The organism is Enterococcus sp. AZ103, assembly GCF_051714685.1.
Classification (GTDB): domain Bacteria; phylum Bacillota; class Bacilli; order Lactobacillales; family Enterococcaceae; genus Enterococcus_A; species Enterococcus_A alishanensis.
This window is the reverse complement of record NZ_JBIOSI010000001.1, coordinates 1,588,429-1,604,185: the sequence shown is the minus strand read 5'-3', so window position 1 is coordinate 1,604,185 and position 15,757 is coordinate 1,588,429. Positions and strand designations below refer to the sequence as shown.

Annotated in this window: 14 protein-coding genes and 1 pseudogene; 3 read left to right on the top strand and 12 right to left on the bottom strand. The window is 35.4% G+C overall.

All coding sequences use genetic code 11. The features are described from left to right. Nucleotides 1-2: 2 nt before the first annotated feature. The 6 genes from ID741_RS08090 to ID741_RS08065 form a co-directional block, all read right to left on the bottom strand. Nucleotides 3-320 carry a PTS lactose/cellobiose transporter subunit IIA gene (locus tag ID741_RS08090; protein WP_343214730.1) on the bottom strand — a complete coding sequence of 106 codons (318 nt, stop codon included), beginning with the start codon at nt 318-320 and terminating at the stop codon, nt 3-5. 21 nt (nt 321-341) lie between these two features. Next, nucleotides 342-671 (bottom strand): PTS sugar transporter subunit IIB, encoded by a 330-nt coding sequence (locus tag ID741_RS08085; RefSeq protein ID WP_218326814.1) that lies wholly within the window; start codon nt 669-671, stop codon nt 342-344. Nucleotides 672-787: 116 nt separating this feature from the next. Next, nucleotides 788-3,463 (bottom strand): sigma 54-interacting transcriptional regulator, encoded by a 2,676-nt coding sequence (locus tag ID741_RS08080; RefSeq protein WP_438719668.1) that lies wholly within the window; start codon nt 3,461-3,463, stop codon nt 788-790. 176 nt (nt 3,464-3,639) lie between these two features. Further along, nucleotides 3,640-4,458, bottom strand: a complete 819-nt coding sequence (locus ID741_RS08075) for a hypothetical protein (RefSeq protein WP_438719667.1) — start codon at nt 4,456-4,458, stop codon at nt 3,640-3,642. Nucleotides 4,459-4,610: 152 nt separating this feature from the next. Beyond that, the gene (locus ID741_RS08070) at nt 4,611-6,683 is read right to left on the bottom strand and encodes a DNA topoisomerase III (RefSeq protein WP_438719666.1); all 2,073 of its coding nucleotides are present in this window, start codon (nt 6,681-6,683) and stop codon (nt 4,611-4,613) included. Beyond that, on the bottom strand, nt 6,622-6,993 hold the full coding sequence (locus ID741_RS08065; protein WP_218326818.1) for a DUF1033 family protein: 372 nt from the start codon (nt 6,991-6,993) through the stop codon (nt 6,622-6,624). The genes ID741_RS08070 and ID741_RS08065 overlap by 62 nt, the downstream gene beginning before the upstream one ends. Nucleotides 6,994-7,283: 290 nt before the next feature. On the opposite strand from ID741_RS08065, the gene ID741_RS08060 reads away from it, so the two are divergent. Continuing rightward, complete coding sequence (locus ID741_RS08060; RefSeq protein ID WP_218326819.1) at nt 7,284-7,490, top strand: hypothetical protein; 207 nt, start codon at nt 7,284-7,286, stop codon at nt 7,488-7,490. A 55-nt stretch (nt 7,491-7,545) separates the two neighbouring features. Here the strand turns inward: ID741_RS08060 and ID741_RS08055 are convergent, their stop codons facing one another. After that, the gene (locus ID741_RS08055; protein ID WP_438719665.1) at nt 7,546-9,066 is read right to left on the bottom strand and encodes an ABC transporter permease; all 1,521 of its coding nucleotides are present in this window, start codon (nt 9,064-9,066) and stop codon (nt 7,546-7,548) included. After that, nucleotides 9,059-9,964: pseudogene (locus ID741_RS08050) on the bottom strand (ATP-binding cassette domain-containing protein). The gene ID741_RS08055 and the pseudogene ID741_RS08050 overlap by 8 nt, the downstream one beginning before the upstream one ends. Before the next feature lie 119 nt (nt 9,965-10,083). On the opposite strand from ID741_RS08050, the gene ID741_RS08045 reads away from it, so the two are divergent. Further along, nucleotides 10,084-10,722, top strand: a complete 639-nt coding sequence (locus ID741_RS08045; protein ID WP_438719664.1) for a DUF998 domain-containing protein — start codon at nt 10,084-10,086, stop codon at nt 10,720-10,722. Between the two features lie 29 nt (nt 10,723-10,751). Here ID741_RS08045 and ID741_RS08040 read toward each other — a convergent pair whose 3' ends face one another. Further along, nucleotides 10,752-11,516 (bottom strand): acyl-CoA dehydratase activase, encoded by a 765-nt coding sequence (locus tag ID741_RS08040; protein WP_438719663.1) that lies wholly within the window; start codon nt 11,514-11,516, stop codon nt 10,752-10,754. Next, the gene (locus ID741_RS08035) at nt 11,507-12,682 is read right to left on the bottom strand and encodes a double-cubane-cluster-containing anaerobic reductase (RefSeq protein WP_438719662.1); all 1,176 of its coding nucleotides are present in this window, start codon (nt 12,680-12,682) and stop codon (nt 11,507-11,509) included. The genes ID741_RS08040 and ID741_RS08035 overlap by 10 nt, the downstream gene beginning before the upstream one ends. 261 nt (nt 12,683-12,943) lie before the next feature. Here ID741_RS08035 and ID741_RS08030 point away from each other — a divergent pair, with 261 nt between their 5' ends. Then, nucleotides 12,944-14,131, top strand: coding sequence for an amidohydrolase family protein (locus tag ID741_RS08030; RefSeq protein WP_438719661.1), 1,188 nt, complete (start codon nt 12,944-12,946; stop codon nt 14,129-14,131). Nucleotides 14,132-14,170: 39 nt separating this feature from the next. On the opposite strand, the gene ID741_RS08025 is transcribed toward ID741_RS08030, so the two are convergent. Then, the gene (locus ID741_RS08025) at nt 14,171-14,884 is read right to left on the bottom strand and encodes a transaldolase (RefSeq protein ID WP_438719660.1); all 714 of its coding nucleotides are present in this window, start codon (nt 14,882-14,884) and stop codon (nt 14,171-14,173) included. A 69-nt stretch (nt 14,885-14,953) separates the two neighbouring features. Then, on the bottom strand, nt 14,954-15,646 hold the full coding sequence (locus ID741_RS08020; protein ID WP_218326827.1) for an N-acetylmannosamine-6-phosphate 2-epimerase: 693 nt from the start codon (nt 15,644-15,646) through the stop codon (nt 14,954-14,956). Nucleotides 15,647-15,757: the final 111 nt, after the last annotated feature.

Below are 15,757 nucleotides of genomic sequence, written 5' to 3'. Positions count from 1 at the left end.
AATCACTCCGCATCAAGGCGACGATAAATATCAATTACTTCTTTAGCTAAATCATTAAAAGTCATACTAGTCATCAAATGATCTTGACTGTGAACGGCTAATAATGTCACGGTCATATTATTACCACTAGCTTCTTCTTTTAATAAATTAGTTTGGGCATGATGGGCTTCAACTAATGATTGACTAGCAGTCGCTAATTTTTCATCAGCTAATCCAAAATCACCAGATTTAGCAGCTTGGATTGCTTCCATTGCATCACTTTTTGCATTTCCAGAATTAATAATTAATCCCATGGCTGCTTCTAATTGTTCCTGACTCATTTCTGCCATAAAAATCACTCCTTACTTATCTTTATCTTCAATCAAATTAATCGCTGTTTGCAATACTGCTTCGCCATTCATCATGCCGTAATCTTTCATATCAATAATGTCTAATGGGACATTTGTACCGGCTAATTTTTGTTCAAATTGACCTTTCATAAAACGAACTTGCGGTCCTAATAACAAAACATCAATAGGATTTGCTTTATCTTCAATTTTGTCATCAGCTTCTGAGGCAGAGACTGCGAAAATATCCGTTTCAATTCCTTGATCGGCAGCAGCTTTTTCCATTTTTGTTACTAATAAACTCGTTGACATGCCCGCCGAACAAACTAACATAATTCTTTTCATATTTGTCACTCCTTAATTTGTATTCATCTTTATAAAAGCAATTTGCGTGCCAACTATTTGTAGCGAGAAAAGCTGATGCTATGACCTTTTTACTTTTACACACAAAAGAACTAGGATTACACAGTGTGCAATCCTAGTTCAATTTGATTATCTAAAAGTGTTTTTACAATATAAGCCAAATCATCTTCATTGAAACGAATTTCAAAATTATCACTGATTTTTTGAAGTTCATTTTTTACTGCTTCAAACAACTTTTGATTTTGTAGATGGAAATATTTTACTTCTTTAAAAGCTGATCGTGGTTCATCTTTTTTTATCTTATCAACTAAAAAAGCAATATGAATAAGTAAAGCCTGTAAGACATTATTTTCTATAATCATTGCTTGGCTTTTTCGAATATTTTGCAACGCATCATCGATTTGTAAAAAAAGCTTTTGCGTGTCAATTTCAGCTGAAAAGTCTTGGGTCAAAGATTCCGCCATTTGTGGAAGAGCCACATCACTTCCTAAAAAATTTTGGAATTCAATGATTTTTTCTCGTTGAAACATATTTAAGGCTGGGAAAAAAGGAATTTGCTGGTATTGAATCTCCAACGTCCCCACAATAGCCACAATATTTTTATGGGTCACTAATTGATCTAAGCGATGCTTGAAACTTTCTCGCTCTAAAGATTGCAGCTGAATAATTTCAAACTCTTTTGGATCAACAATTTGACTAACCACTTGATTTAAGCGCTTCGACACGCCTTCTCCAGTAAAGCAAGCCACTACAATTACTTTATGCTCATCTTTTTCAGGTGTTTCTTCTAGTTGAACCATGTTGATAAACATCGTCATCACACTATGATAAATTTCTTCCAAACTGCGTCCTAATGTTGCTAAACGTAATGATTCCAAGACCAACATCGTAGAAGCCATTGAAATTACTCGAGTACGAATACCCATTTCATGATAAATTAAATTTCCAAAATTATTAGGTGAGCCCATGTCAGTTAATAAAATAATGCCTTCTGAATAATTGGCTTTTTCTTGAGCTAAATAATAGTTAATTTGACGATACATTTCAGAAGTATTCATCGTTAATGGCATATTAAAAGCAACACCAGCATTGGTACCCAATAATTCTTGGACTGTTTCTAACATACTTGAAGCAGTTGAATGTCCATGCATCACCACAAAGACGCCAACTTGCTTTTGCTGAAAAGCATTTTTCTCTTGTACATCCTGAGTTAAAAACATCGTGATAAATCCAATTTCATCCATAGAAATTTCAACATTATAAGCTTCTTCAATTTGAATCGAAAACTCAATTGCTAATTGAAATTCTTTAGAATATTTTCGACGAACCTCATTTAGATTAGGATGGCTGATGAATTGGCCAGCTCGAATTCGTTCAATTGTTGAACTAATGTGTAACGCAAAGGCGAAACGGACTTTTTCATCATAGTTACGATCTAGTTTTTTTGCCGCCATTTCATATAGTTGATTGGTCAATTGCCATAAATCATCAGATATGATTTCCCGATAAATGTTAGCATGAGATAATTCTTCCACATAATTTTCAAAGTAGCGATCCACATCTTGACTAATCAATCTTTCTAAATCAATTTCTGAAAGGTTTTCCCGACCCAATTTGTCCAATTTATAAGTAATCGAATGATAGACCTCCATATCTTTAGTGGGATCTTGTCGCCAGACAACTTCTTCTGTTCCAGGTTTTAAATTTAAATATAAATTTTTATTATCCATTAAAGGTCCTAAAGTATCGGGAACATCTTTCATATATAACAAACCTTTTTGAACATTTAACGGTAAATCTTCTTCGGTAACCATCAATTTTTCATGACCATCATTGGCTTGGTAATGAAGGAAAGCTTTGGCACAAACCAGTTTCAAATCTCGTTTTAGCTGCCCAATATTCCCTTCAGCTGGATATAATAAAAATCCTAGCAAGCTTCTTTTATCAATGGAAATTTCTTCATTTAAACGATTGGCTTCTTGTTGTAAAAAAGTTTTGATAATCGCTAAACGTTCGTCCATCGAGCGTTCTCTTAATGGCGGTAATTCAATTTGCATAGGAATTCGCCGATTAAAAGTGGATAAAAAACTAGCACTTGTTTCTGTTGTGGCACCGATAATCTGAACAGAGGCATTTTGTTCTTCATTGGCACCTAACGGTCGATAGACACCTTTATCAATAAAAGTGAACAACATTTCTTGACCTTCTGGTGGTAGTCGATGAATTTCATCTAGAAATAAAATACCTCCGTCTGCCTGTGCCACTAAACCATCTCTCGTTTCTTCAGCACCAGTGAAGGCACCTTTTGTCACACCAAAGATATGACCGAATAACAGTTGCGGATTTTGGGCATAGTCAGCACAATTAAAAGTAATAAAGGGGGCGCTAGACTGTAAGACTTTGGAGGAAACTGCAAAATGATACATGCATTCAGCAAACATTGTTTTTCCCGTACCTGTTTCTCCAAAAATAATTGTATGTAAACCCCGAGGTGGGTATAAAATTGCCGCTTTTGATTTTTGAATTTGACTTTTTAGTGAATCATCACGACCAATTAAGTTCTCAAAAGTAATATTTTCTTCATTTGCCTTGATAATTACTTGAAATTTGACTGGACGACCATCAATTTTTTTGACATCACCAGATTTAGTCAATTCATTTAAGTAACGACTAATATTAGTGCGATCGCTTTTTAATTCACCGGCTAATTGTTGCGCTGTAAATTCTTGCGGATGATCTTTCAAAAAAGCCAACACTTGTTCTTTTGCTTTCATTCAAACACCTCTCAATTGGTATAAACCAAAATCATTATACGCTATAAAAAAACAAAATTCCAGTTTTTAGAAATCGTTTTCATTTTGCTGTAGAATTTTGTACTTCCAACTTTATCAAAAAAAAGACTGAACAATTTAAATTGTTCAGTCTCTGATAATTGCTAGTTTATCTTTATTTAGTACTCACTAGCACTTTCTTCAATTAAGGATTCTGTCGTCTCAGAATCAGATGAGTTATCTTGATATGTGCTAATTCGAGATTCTTTTACTAGTTGGTAAATGACATCATCATTGGCCATGAAATGATCACCTTTTTTCGTCAATGTAAATTCCAACTCAACCGGACTTAATACTTTTTCTGCATCATAATCTAATTCCCCATAATAGATTGCATACAGTTTTAAAGTAATTAAAGATTTAATAGTTTTTAAATCTTTGTTTTGAGATTTACGAATAAAAGTATCTTCATCGATTCCTCCAAATAGTTCAGTCCGAGCAGCCCCAATCGGATTTGCTTCTTGCAGTCCAGCAATTGGATAATAAGAAGCTACCACTGTGGCTTCATCTCCTGAAACATTTACATTTTGAATATCGAAGGATATTCTTTTTGTTTGTTTTAAATAAGCCTCTGCATAGTCTTTTACAATATCTGAAGCATAATAATTTGAATCATCAATCACTAAATAATAGTCATCTCGATTTTCATTTTCAGCAAACATTTCATCCTGTTTTTTCGATAGTTCACTAACTAAATAAGAGTCGATACTATCTGCACTTTGATTCGTTACATCTCTCAACTGTTCAGACCGTTTCCCCTGATATAAAAAGTTCAACAACGTTTTTGCATCTTTTTCGGCCTGTTCGTCTTGATTTACTGATACTTGTTCAGAATCATTCGTGACGGGTGTATCCTCTGCTGTTTCTTGATTTCCACCGCATCCAACAAACAAAAATAAACCTGCCCCAGCAATCAACCCTAACCATTTCTTTTTCATAATAAATCCTCCTATAATAAAATTTAAATCTCTCCTTATTAATTATACACAATAAACTTATGCAAGATATATTTTATTTAATAAAAATAATAATTATACTATTTTTTACAAAAAAACCAGCAAAATCATTTTGAGATTTTGCTGGTTATCAATTAATCTTTTTCCATCGCTGCTTTCAACGCTTGAGCCAACGCACTTTCTTGTGGTTCAGCTTCTTGGTTGACTTTGTTCAACAAACGACGTTCTTCATGCTTGGTCATTTTTTTGCTACGGGCTTTTTTGTCTGACATTTTTTCAGTGGTACCATCATATTTACAACGGAAGTAAGCACCATTTTTTCCATCGATAATTTCCATTTTACGATGACATTGTGGACAGCGATGGTTGGAAACTTTAGGATCTTTGCGACGACGGTAATCACATTCAGGATTGGTACAAATATAAATTTTTCCGTCTCGCGTATTTTTTTCTCTCAGGCTAGAGCCACAGACTGGACATTTTTTAGTTGTGATTGAAAAATCTTGATACTTCTTAGTGCTTTGTTTCACTTCGTTAACTAAGGATGCCGTATCTTTTTCAATTTCTTTAATAAAGGCTTGGCTAGAAAATTTCCCATTCGCGATTGCTTCTAATTGTCGTTCCCATTTTTCAGTTAATTCTGGCGTTACTAATGCGGGATTGACCAATTCTAGCAATTGTTTACCTTTAGGAGAAACTTGTAAGCCATTATTTGTTCGTTCCATGAGTTCTGATTTAATCAATTTTTCGATGATCTCAGCGCGTGTTGCCGGTGTGCCCAGGCTATGTTTTTCCATATTTGCCAACAAAGTTCCTTCACTCAAAGGTTTCGGCGGTGAAGTCAATGCTTTTTCTACCGTAAAATTTGGTTGAATACGTTGATCCTTTTGCCAAGAAATAGCTGGTTTGTCTGCTTCACTTTTTTTCCAACCAGCCACCAACACTTTATTTTGTCTGAACGTAAACGTTTCTTCTCCAAAAGCAACCGTTACTTTTTGTTGGCTTTCTTTATGCGCTTCGGCAAATAGCCCCAAAAATCTTTCAACAATCATCGTATAAATCCGCTGTTCATCATTGGATAGTTTTTCATAACGAGGGCGTTGTTCTGTCGGAATTAAAGCATGATGATCCGTTACTTTGCTATCTTGAAAAACTTTATTTTGAATTACTTTACCACCATTTTTAATATAGGTTTTTACTTCAGGAGAAAAGTCACTAATGGCTTGTAACCGTTCCTTCATAGTTGCCTTCATATCTTGTGTTAGATATTTGCTATCGGTACGCGGATAAGTCACTATTTTATGAACTTCATATAAACTTTGAACCAACGATAAGGTTTTTTTGGCTGAGTATTGATAACGGCTATTGGCTTCTCGCTGAATTTCCGTTAAATCATAAGGCAATGGTGCCGGTTCAGTTTTTTCTTTTTCAGTGATATTAGTGACTTGTCCTTTTTGCTGACTCATTTTTTTTGCAAGTTTCTCAGCGTCTTCACGTTCAGTGATGCCATAAGGGTTTTTTTGATTTAATTTAGCTGTTTGACCAGCAACGTCCAAAGAAATCACAAAATAATTTTGTGGTCGAAATTTCTCGATTTTCTTTTCTTGTTGCCGCACCAAAGCTAACGTAGGAGTTTGTACCCGACCGGCAGATAAATTATCTTCATATTTAACTGTCAATGCACGAGTCACATTTAGACCCACCAACCAATCGGCTTTTGAGCGAGCCAAAGCTGATTGATAAAGGTTATCATACTCTTTAGCTGGTTTTAACTTAGAGAAACCTTCTTTGATCGCTTTATTGGTTTGTGATGAAATCCAAAGTCTTTTCACAGGTTTATCAAATTTTACGTACTCTAAAATCCACCGAGCAACTAGTTCGCCTTCTCGACCGGCATCAGTAGCGATGACCGCTTCAGAAATGTCTTTGCGCTTAGCTAGTTGTCCGATGGTTTTTAATTGTCCACGGGTTTTGGGTAATGGTTTAATACCAATGTATTTGGGAATCATGGGCAAAGTATCAATTTGCCACGTTTTCCATTCAGGTTTCAAATCCTCTGGCATTTTTAGACTAAGTAAATGTCCTAATGCCCAAGTAACAATTACCTTGTCACCTTCGAAATAGTTTTTATGTTTTTGATTCGCGTTAAGCACTTTGCTGAGATCTCTTGCAACACTTGGCTTTTCCGCTAGAATTAGTTGTTTCATAAAGTTCCTTCCGTTCTTCCAGTTTAACTGGCTGTTTGTTTTCTAACAACGCAAGTCCCCAATATTGTTGTAAAAAGTCATCACACTCTTCACACCAACGTTCATCTGATTCATCCCAAAATGCACTTAAAAAATTATTTTTTTTATTATGATATGTATAATCTGAATTTAAAGTTTCAAATTGTTGGTAATAATATCCTTCTGCTTCTTCAAAAGTATCGAAAGCTTTCAGATCCGTCGCATCAGCTTCCCAATCTTCAAAGAACCACCACGGTTCATTGTCGCCATGTAAAGTGTAAACTTGGAACATAAAAAATCCCTTCTTTCCACCTTCATCATAAGCACCTTAAAATAAAATTTCAAGAAATCTGTTTGAAAAGTACAAAATCAGTTAAAAAACCTTGAATTATTGCGTTTCCATCAATTATATCATAGATCACTTGCTAAAAAATATAGCTCTTATTATTCATTTTTCATAAAAATTATGATTTTTTTACCTTTTTATTCAACTATTAATCCAAAATATTTTTTGATGAAACGTTTCCAAAAAAGAGCATCTAGAGGTACAATAAGTAGGAAGGAGATTGGGAGGGATTTAAAATGATTTGGGGAATTATTTGTGCGACCATCATTTTGTATGGTGCAAATATTTATTTATTTAAAGTCTATTTCAAAGAGAAAAAAATTATTGACCAACTAGAACGTCTAGCTATTATGTTTGGCACTAATATGGGTGTCCTTTTAGTAGACTCGCTGGTAATTTTTTTTGGTGTAGTGCTTGAGGACAGTTTATTTTTATTATTATAACGACAAAACAGTGGCAAAAGCATACTTACTTTTGCCACTGCTTTTTATTGCAAATCTAAATCACATCTCGTTTATTATAAGCAATTAAGCTTAATGTAATCATCACTAGAAATGCCGCCAATAATCCAACGGCTAAAGGATAATTAACTTCTTCCACTGGAATTTTCCCCATCCAACCTAAAGGAGAGAAATTCTCAAATTTTTCTGAAAGATTTAATAATGGACCAAACATTTTCACTAATAAACCAGCTAATAGATACAACCAAGCAATCAATGATAACTTAGGAGCTACACCACAGAAGAAAATGCCAATTCCAATAAAAAAAGCGCCACTTAAAGTTAAAATAAAGACACAACTACTCAATCCAATCCCGATTAAAAAATAACTATTGGCTAATTTTGTTTTACTTATCGCTTTTGAATGTAAAATTTCTAAATAGCCTTTTTTTTCATCACTATTCAATCGAAATATCACAATTAAACCACTGATTGCTGCAATTGCCACGAAAAACAACGCCAACATATTTAAATAATTAAGCAATAAATCCCGATTAGCATCATTGATTGCAGAAACACCTAAAATCTTTTTATAGGTAGGATTCGTTCCAATAATATCGCCAATGGAATTAAATACCGAGCCATAAGCTGCACCTAAAATAAGACCCCCTAGCATCCAGCCAAGCATACTATTTCGTTCAATTTTTAAAAGTAGCCGAAGAGGCGAATTTAAAAACCAACTAGCCTGACTTCGACCCGAACGAGGTGTAAAAATACCACTACCAATATCTCTCCCACTAGCAATTTTTATTCCAGCAAATAAAAAGATAAAACTACTAAGCACCATCATAATAATTGGTAGCCAATTATTATTGGTATAAATTTCGGTCTTTTGAATCCAGCCGACTGGTGAAAGCCAAGTATATTTAGGGTTTGTCATATCAGTCAGCATCCGCAGTAAATAAAAAATACCAAACAAACCATAGCTAAAAAAGTACGCTCCACGGCTACTACTAGTTAATTGTGCTAAAAAAATGCTGATACAACCAAATAAAATACCAATAACTGCAAAACTAACACCCATCAACAAATCACCAGCAATAGTCGCCCCATTTAATTTTCCAACTATTAAACTTAAAATGAATAAACCACCCATCAAACTGTTTATTAAAAGTATTTCAATCAATGTGGCATAAATTGGCGCAACTCGGCCGACCTTTCGTGATCGAATCATTTCTAACAACCCAGAATCTTCCTGACTTCGAGTATTTCTGACTGCCAACGAAATATTCATGAATATCATAAATATTCCCATAAAGATTACCATTTCCGAAGAAAAAACATCGGCAGTGGTATAAGGTTTTGTGGCTGTTACTTCACCAAATAAACTAACCATCGCGGGTGTTTTCAACGTCGTCATAATTGTTGTTATTTCGGCTGTCGTCCCGAATAAATTATTAAACTGTCCAGCCATTGCCGCAAAAATCCCTACTAAAATAACCAACCACAATAGATGTCTAAATAAGTTTTGACGTATATTGGCTTTCAATAAATAAATCGTGTGGTTTGCATTAGTCATCAACTTCACCTGCTTTTCGATAATACTGCAGGAATAAATCTTCTAATGTAGGCGGTGCCGTTGTGATAGTGATAATTTCTTTTTTAGTTAATTCTGCTAACACTAAATTGAGTTGATCATTATTAACAGATAGCACCGCTTTTTTGTCATCTTCGTTAATAGAAATTTTTTCTACACCTGTAAAATCTTTCAAATCAGCCAGACTTTCTTTTGTTTCCACCGTAATTTGTAAGAAAGTTAAATGTCGCATACTGGCTAAATCTCCAGATTCAATAATTTCACCTTCACGAATAATCGTAATGTGGTCACACATTTTTTCGACTTCTGACAAAATATGACTGGAAAGCAAGATACTTTTCCCCGCCGCTTTTAATTTCATTACTTCATTTTAAAAAGTTTTTTCATTCAAGGGATCCAATCCAGAAGTGGGCTCATCAAAAATATATAAATCAGCTTCTTGGGATAAAGCTGCTATTAAAGCAACTTTTTGACGATTGCCTTTCGAATAAGAACGGGCTTTTTTCTTAGGATCTAACTGAAAAAGATCAATTAATTCGGTCGTTTTTTGATTCCGTTCTTGATTGTTTAGGCGTAATAATAAATCAATGATTTCTCCACCAGTTAAGTTTGGCCACAAATAGACATCCCCAGGCACATAAGCAATCCGTTGATGTATTTTAGTATCTTCATGCCAGACATCTTCACCAAAAATAGTCGCCTCACCACTAGTCTTTTTTAACATTCCTAACAAAATTCGAATAGTGGTAGATTTACCAGCGCCGTTAGGTCCAATAAAGCCCATTACTTCCCCTTGATTTAAAGTAAAGCTCACATCTTTCAATGCTTCGAATTTCCCAAATTTTTTGCTTATTTGATTTAGTTCAATTACTGCTGGCATTTTGTTCACTCCTCTTTAGTTCAAAAGATACGCTCCTTTGATCGCTTGGTCAATCTATCACTTTATTATTTTCAATTGCTATAAATTTAGGTAAAATGAATTAGGAAAGGACTGTTCATATGCATCTACTAAAAACTTTATCCCCTTATTTTTTATTACTGGCTTGTCTAGGAGATTTTTCTTTACCTTATTTATTGGGCAGTGCTTATCCCGGATTTAATCAAAAAACGATGCTGATTAGTCAACTAGGAGAAAAATCTAGTCCAGTGCAGCAGATATTTAATCACGGTTCAATTATAACAGGTAGTCTATTTGTTTTATCTAGTGTTGGTATCTATCAATTTTTCAGTCTGGAATCCAGTTTGTTCGCCAAAATTTTGGCTGCTGCAATTGCTCTTTATGGCATTGGTGATTGTATTTTATCTAGCTTAATCCAATTAGATCCGGCTGCTGAAAACTTTCGCAATCCTACTTATCTACTTCACGCAGGCTTTACGGCTATTGCTATGATTGGGATGCTACTTGTTCCGTTAATTTTAGCTGGACGAGCATATATTATTGGTAATCTTTTTCCAGTATTATTTTTTATTATTTGTTTGATTGGCGCAATCATTACTTTAATTCTATTTGCTTCTTACTATTTACCGATTGTTGGAAAGTATTTAGTCTCCACACATGGTCTATGGCAAAGACTCTCATTGATTTTTTTATACTTGCCAGCGATTGCTATGGCTTTGATTCAAATTCGGCAAAAATAAAGCAGGTCTTTTTTATAAGACCCGCTTTTTTAACTTAGTTTTTTTAAACCAATTTGAGCTGCACCAATCGCTCCCGCATATTGGGATAACGGATTGGTGTTTACTGGTGCATGAACATATTCTGATAATACTTCAGAAAATGCTCGACTATGAGACAAACCTCCGGTAAATAAAATTTCTTCACCTATTTTTGGTCGTAATTTAGAATATTGACTGCTAATTCTTTTAGCAATCGAATGCAAAACACCTAAGGCAATATCTTCTCGTTCTTCACCTTTTGCAATCAAACCAATCACTTCTGATTCAGCAAAAACCGTACACATGCTATTGATTTTTACCGGTTGCGCATTTTCAACAAACTGGTCAATGATCGTAATTTCCTCGCCTAAAGTTCTCATCATTACTTCAACAAAACGACCAGTTCCGGCAGCACAGCGATCATTCATGTTAAATTCTACGACTGAGCCTTTTCCATTCAAAGAAATGGTTTTACAATCCTGACCACCGATATCAATTACTTCTTTCACTCCAGGGGCGATATATTCAGCACCTTTTCCATGACAGGTAATTTCAGTCACCGCTAAATCACTGTCAATTAATTTTCTGCCATAGCCAGTTGTCACTAATTTAAATTCTTTTAAATCATGATTATCGGACAAATAAGCTACCACTTCAGCCATCGCAGCTTTGGGGTTTCCTGCGGTAGGCAATAAATATTGATCAATTAATTGATGATCGGAAAACAATACACCTTTTGTCGTTGTCGAACCAGAATCTAAACCAATTATATCCATACTTGCTCTTCTTCCAACATCTCAATAAAAGCAGTCACCCGCGTATTGATTTGTTCGATATCAGAGGTTGAATAATCTGTTTCTAAATAAAGATAAGGTGTTTGTTTTTCATCATTTAAGTAGCGTTTCATTCGAGATGATTCGACAGAAAATGGAATGCAATTTTGGAGCACCATATCGATCACTCCATCTACTTGGTAATCATCAATCATTTGGCTCAATAATTCCTTACGGGGCTGATTGTTAGACATGCATGCACAGCCGATATTAATGTATTTATCGGTTAAGGCTTGGTAAACATCTTGTTCATTTTCATCGACTAGCCGTTCAACTGCTTTTGCCACTGTACAATTTTCGTACCCCACTACAATACCACCATTTTCCTCAATCGCTCGAATCACTTTTTCGGTAACTCCACCCATTGGGGAACCTGTTACTAGGATTCGTGGCTTTTTAGTTAAACTTTCCCCGTTTTCGTATTTTTCTTTTACTTTTGCAGTCGTTGTTTCTAACATTTCAATGACTTCTTCTTTATCAAATTTATACTGGGAACCATACATCACTTGGAAGATTTCACTTCCAGTAATCGCAGGTGGATTCAATTGACCCAAACGATAAAAATTTTGTTTGGCTTTGCGCTCACGGTTTTTTAATAGAATTGCTTCATGAATTTTTTCTTCGGTAATTTCTACACCAAAAAAATCTTCCAATTTTTCTTTGAAGCTTTTAATTTCTGAATACCATAATTGTTTGCTAGCATCGCTATCACGATTGTGTGGTAGTTGCATCAAATAGGTATCTTTAAAATCGGCCATGTATTCATACATTTTTTTCTTTCCATCACAAGTCGTTTCCCCCACAACTAAGTCTGAAAAATAAAAATAAGGACATTTATCGGTTTTGCCAAAACCATAGCTAGATTTAATTAATGGACAAAGATTTCGTGGTAAATCTTCTTCAGCTGCTCCAATTGTTTCATCTGAAGTAGAGCACAAACTTATTTGAACCGCTCCGCTAGCTAAGACCAATTCCTCTGGCATAAAGGTACAATACACACCCACCACTGGTTGACCTGTTTCTTTCAATTCTTTCACTGCCATAAAACCGTTTTTACGAGCTTCTCCAAATTCATCAAAGATCTCTGGCAATTCTGTTTTTAATTTCATCAGTCAAATCTCCTCTAGTTTTCCACCTCACTAGAAACCTGACTAGTTAGGAAGAAAGATATTTTTTTGCTTAGAGCCTCTAAGTTTTTTACTTGTCATCGACGCAGCATAATATCCTCCCCCCTTTTTTTGCAAACGCTCTCAATGATTAGTATAACCAATCATAAACACCATCGCAAATTAAATTTGGCAGAAAAAGACTACCCATCAGGCTTCTTAAAGATTATAATATGATTAAAATTTAACGAATGGAGTCCTCTTATGACTAAAACTTTATACAAAAATGCCCAAGTTTTTATTGGTGACAACGATTCTTTTGAAAAGACAAATTTCATTGTTGATGAAAAAACAGGTAACTTCTATCACGTATCGACGGAACCATCCCCTCAGTTTGACACAGAAGTAGACTTAGCTGGAAAATTTGTCATCCCGGGGTTAATCAATGCCCATACGCATATTGTTGCTGATCCATATGAAAAAATTTCAAAATTAGGCGCAGATAAATCCACTGCCGCCGCTTCGACTTTTATGGCACTCAGAAACCTTTCCCAAATTTTACGAGATGGTGTGACTTATATTCGCGATGTTGGTTCAACGTTTGATATTGATATCGAATTAGCAAAGTTAGAAAGACAAGGTGACTTAACCGACGCTCCAGGAATCATTGCTTCAGGAAAGTCTTTGGCAATGACTGGCGGACATTTATATAAGGGTAGTTACGAAGTGGATGGTCCCGATGAAACGAGAAAATATGCCCGTATTCTTTTAAAAAAAGGCGTCGACAATATTAAATTAATGGCTACTGGTGGCGTCTCATTCAGCGGCGAACGGCCAGAAGATGTTCAACTGACTGAAATAGAAATGCGAGCAGCCATTGAAGAAGCCCACCATAAAGGAAAAACTGCTGCCGCCCATGCCCAAGGAAACGAAGGAATAAAAAATGCGATTCGAGCTGGGGTAGATTCAATCGAACACGGCGTTTATTTAGATGATGAAGCGATTGATCTATTACTTAGACATGATACATTTCTAGTACCGACCCTAAGTGCACCTTGGTCAATGGAAAAATACGCGACTAATTTACCAGATTTTATGATAAAAAAATCGCGAGAAATTCAAGCAGCCCATATTGAAAGTATTGAAAAAGCAGCTCAAGCTGGCGTAAAAATTGTCCTAGGAACTGATTCTGGAACGGCCTACAATAATTTCAACAATCAATCATCTAAGGAGTTAGAATTATTAGTAGCTAATTCTCACTTAACAACTTTACAAGCTTTACAGGCTGCGACAATTAACGCTGCCGCTTTACTAAAAATAAATGATCATGCTGGCTCAATTGCAGTTGGAAAGCTTGCCGATTTTATCATCTTAGACAATAATCCTTTAACAGATATTACGGTGTTACAACAAGCAAAAAAAGTTTATAAAAAAGGAAAAGCTGTCCAGTAAATAAATAAGCAGATCGAAATTATTCGATCTGCTTATTTTTTATAAAATTGAAAAGCCTAAATCATCAATATCTTTTTGGAAAGTTTTGACTGTATCTAAGGCAACTTCTTCCGCAGTCGTTCCAAGTTTAGCCAGCTTATCAATAATTCCAGGTGGCACTGTAATAATATCACAGCCTTGTTTTTCAGCTTCAAAAATATTCCAGACTTCTCGAGTAGAAGCCCACAATAATAGTGAACCTGGTTTAGTATCACATAGTTTACGGCTTTCTTTTACAAAAGCAGTTGTATCAATCCCTACATCATTTAAGCGACCAACAAAAATTGACACCAAATTAGTTGTATTTGCGGCAAAGTTTTCAACCGCATCCTTAACTTGTGCGGTGGTAGTAATCGCTGTAATATTTAATTGAACACCCGCTTCTGATAGTTCTTTGATTAATGGGCCGGAACTTTCTCCTGCTGTATTCAAGACCGGAATTTTTACAAAAACATTTTCACCTAGTTCAGTTAACTTCAGCGCTTCTTTCTTCATAGTCGCTGAATCATCAGCAAAAACTTCAAAAGATAAGGGAGAATCAGGAAATGTTGCTACCGCTTCTTTGGCAAATGCCCAATAATCAGTAATACCAGCTGCCTTCATTAGTGAAGGATTCGTTGTGAATCCTGAAACAAAACCAGTTGCTAAGCTGGCTTTCATCTTTTCTAACTGGGCACCGTCAGAGTAAATCGTAATTTTAAATGGATTGGTCATAAATGGAAACTCCTTTCATTTTCTACAAGTTTATGATAACGCTTTTATAACCATTTGAAAATTATTTTGTTAACTTTCTAATGCATCGATAAATCTTTTTGCGATTTCTTTTGGTCGTGTGATCGCCCCACCGACGACAATTCCAGCAACTCCCAGTGCTTGAATCTGCTTAGCCTCGTCTGGTGTGTGAATTTGTCCCTCAGCAATGACGGGAATCTTTTCTGCAATCAGCTGTTGCATTAATTCAATCGCTGGTCCTTTTTGCCCAGTCGTTTCCGCGGTATAACCAGCCAAAGTTGTCCCCACAAAATCCACACCGGCTTGATAAGCGTTCATGCCTGCTGCAAAAGTATCAATATCTGCCATTAATAATTGCTGTGGATATTTTGTTTTGATTTCCTTAATAAATTGTTGAATCGTTTTTCCATCATGCCGTTTACGTAAAGTCGCATCTAGCGCAATTACTTCAACCCCGGTTTCAACTAACTGATCTACTTCCACCATAGTCGCTGTGATAAATGGTGCTTCTGGCGGATAATCTCTTTTTATAATTCCAATCATCGGTAAATCGACCAGTTCTTTAATTTGTAAAATATCTCTGCCTGAATTGGCACGAATACCCACTGCTCCGGCTTCTTTTGCCGCTAAAGCCAAATAAGGCATAATATTGCCAGCTTCAGTATATAACGGTTCTCCCGGCAAAGCCTGACAAGAAACAATCAGACCCTGTTGGATTATTTCTAAAAATTTTTTCGCTTCCATAGGTCACCTCTTTTTTCCTATATTTTACCTGTTCATCTTAGTTAGGACTATAAATTTTAAAAAAATAATAACAAAGTAGTGAAAATTAAATTAAAATCCTGTACAATAAAA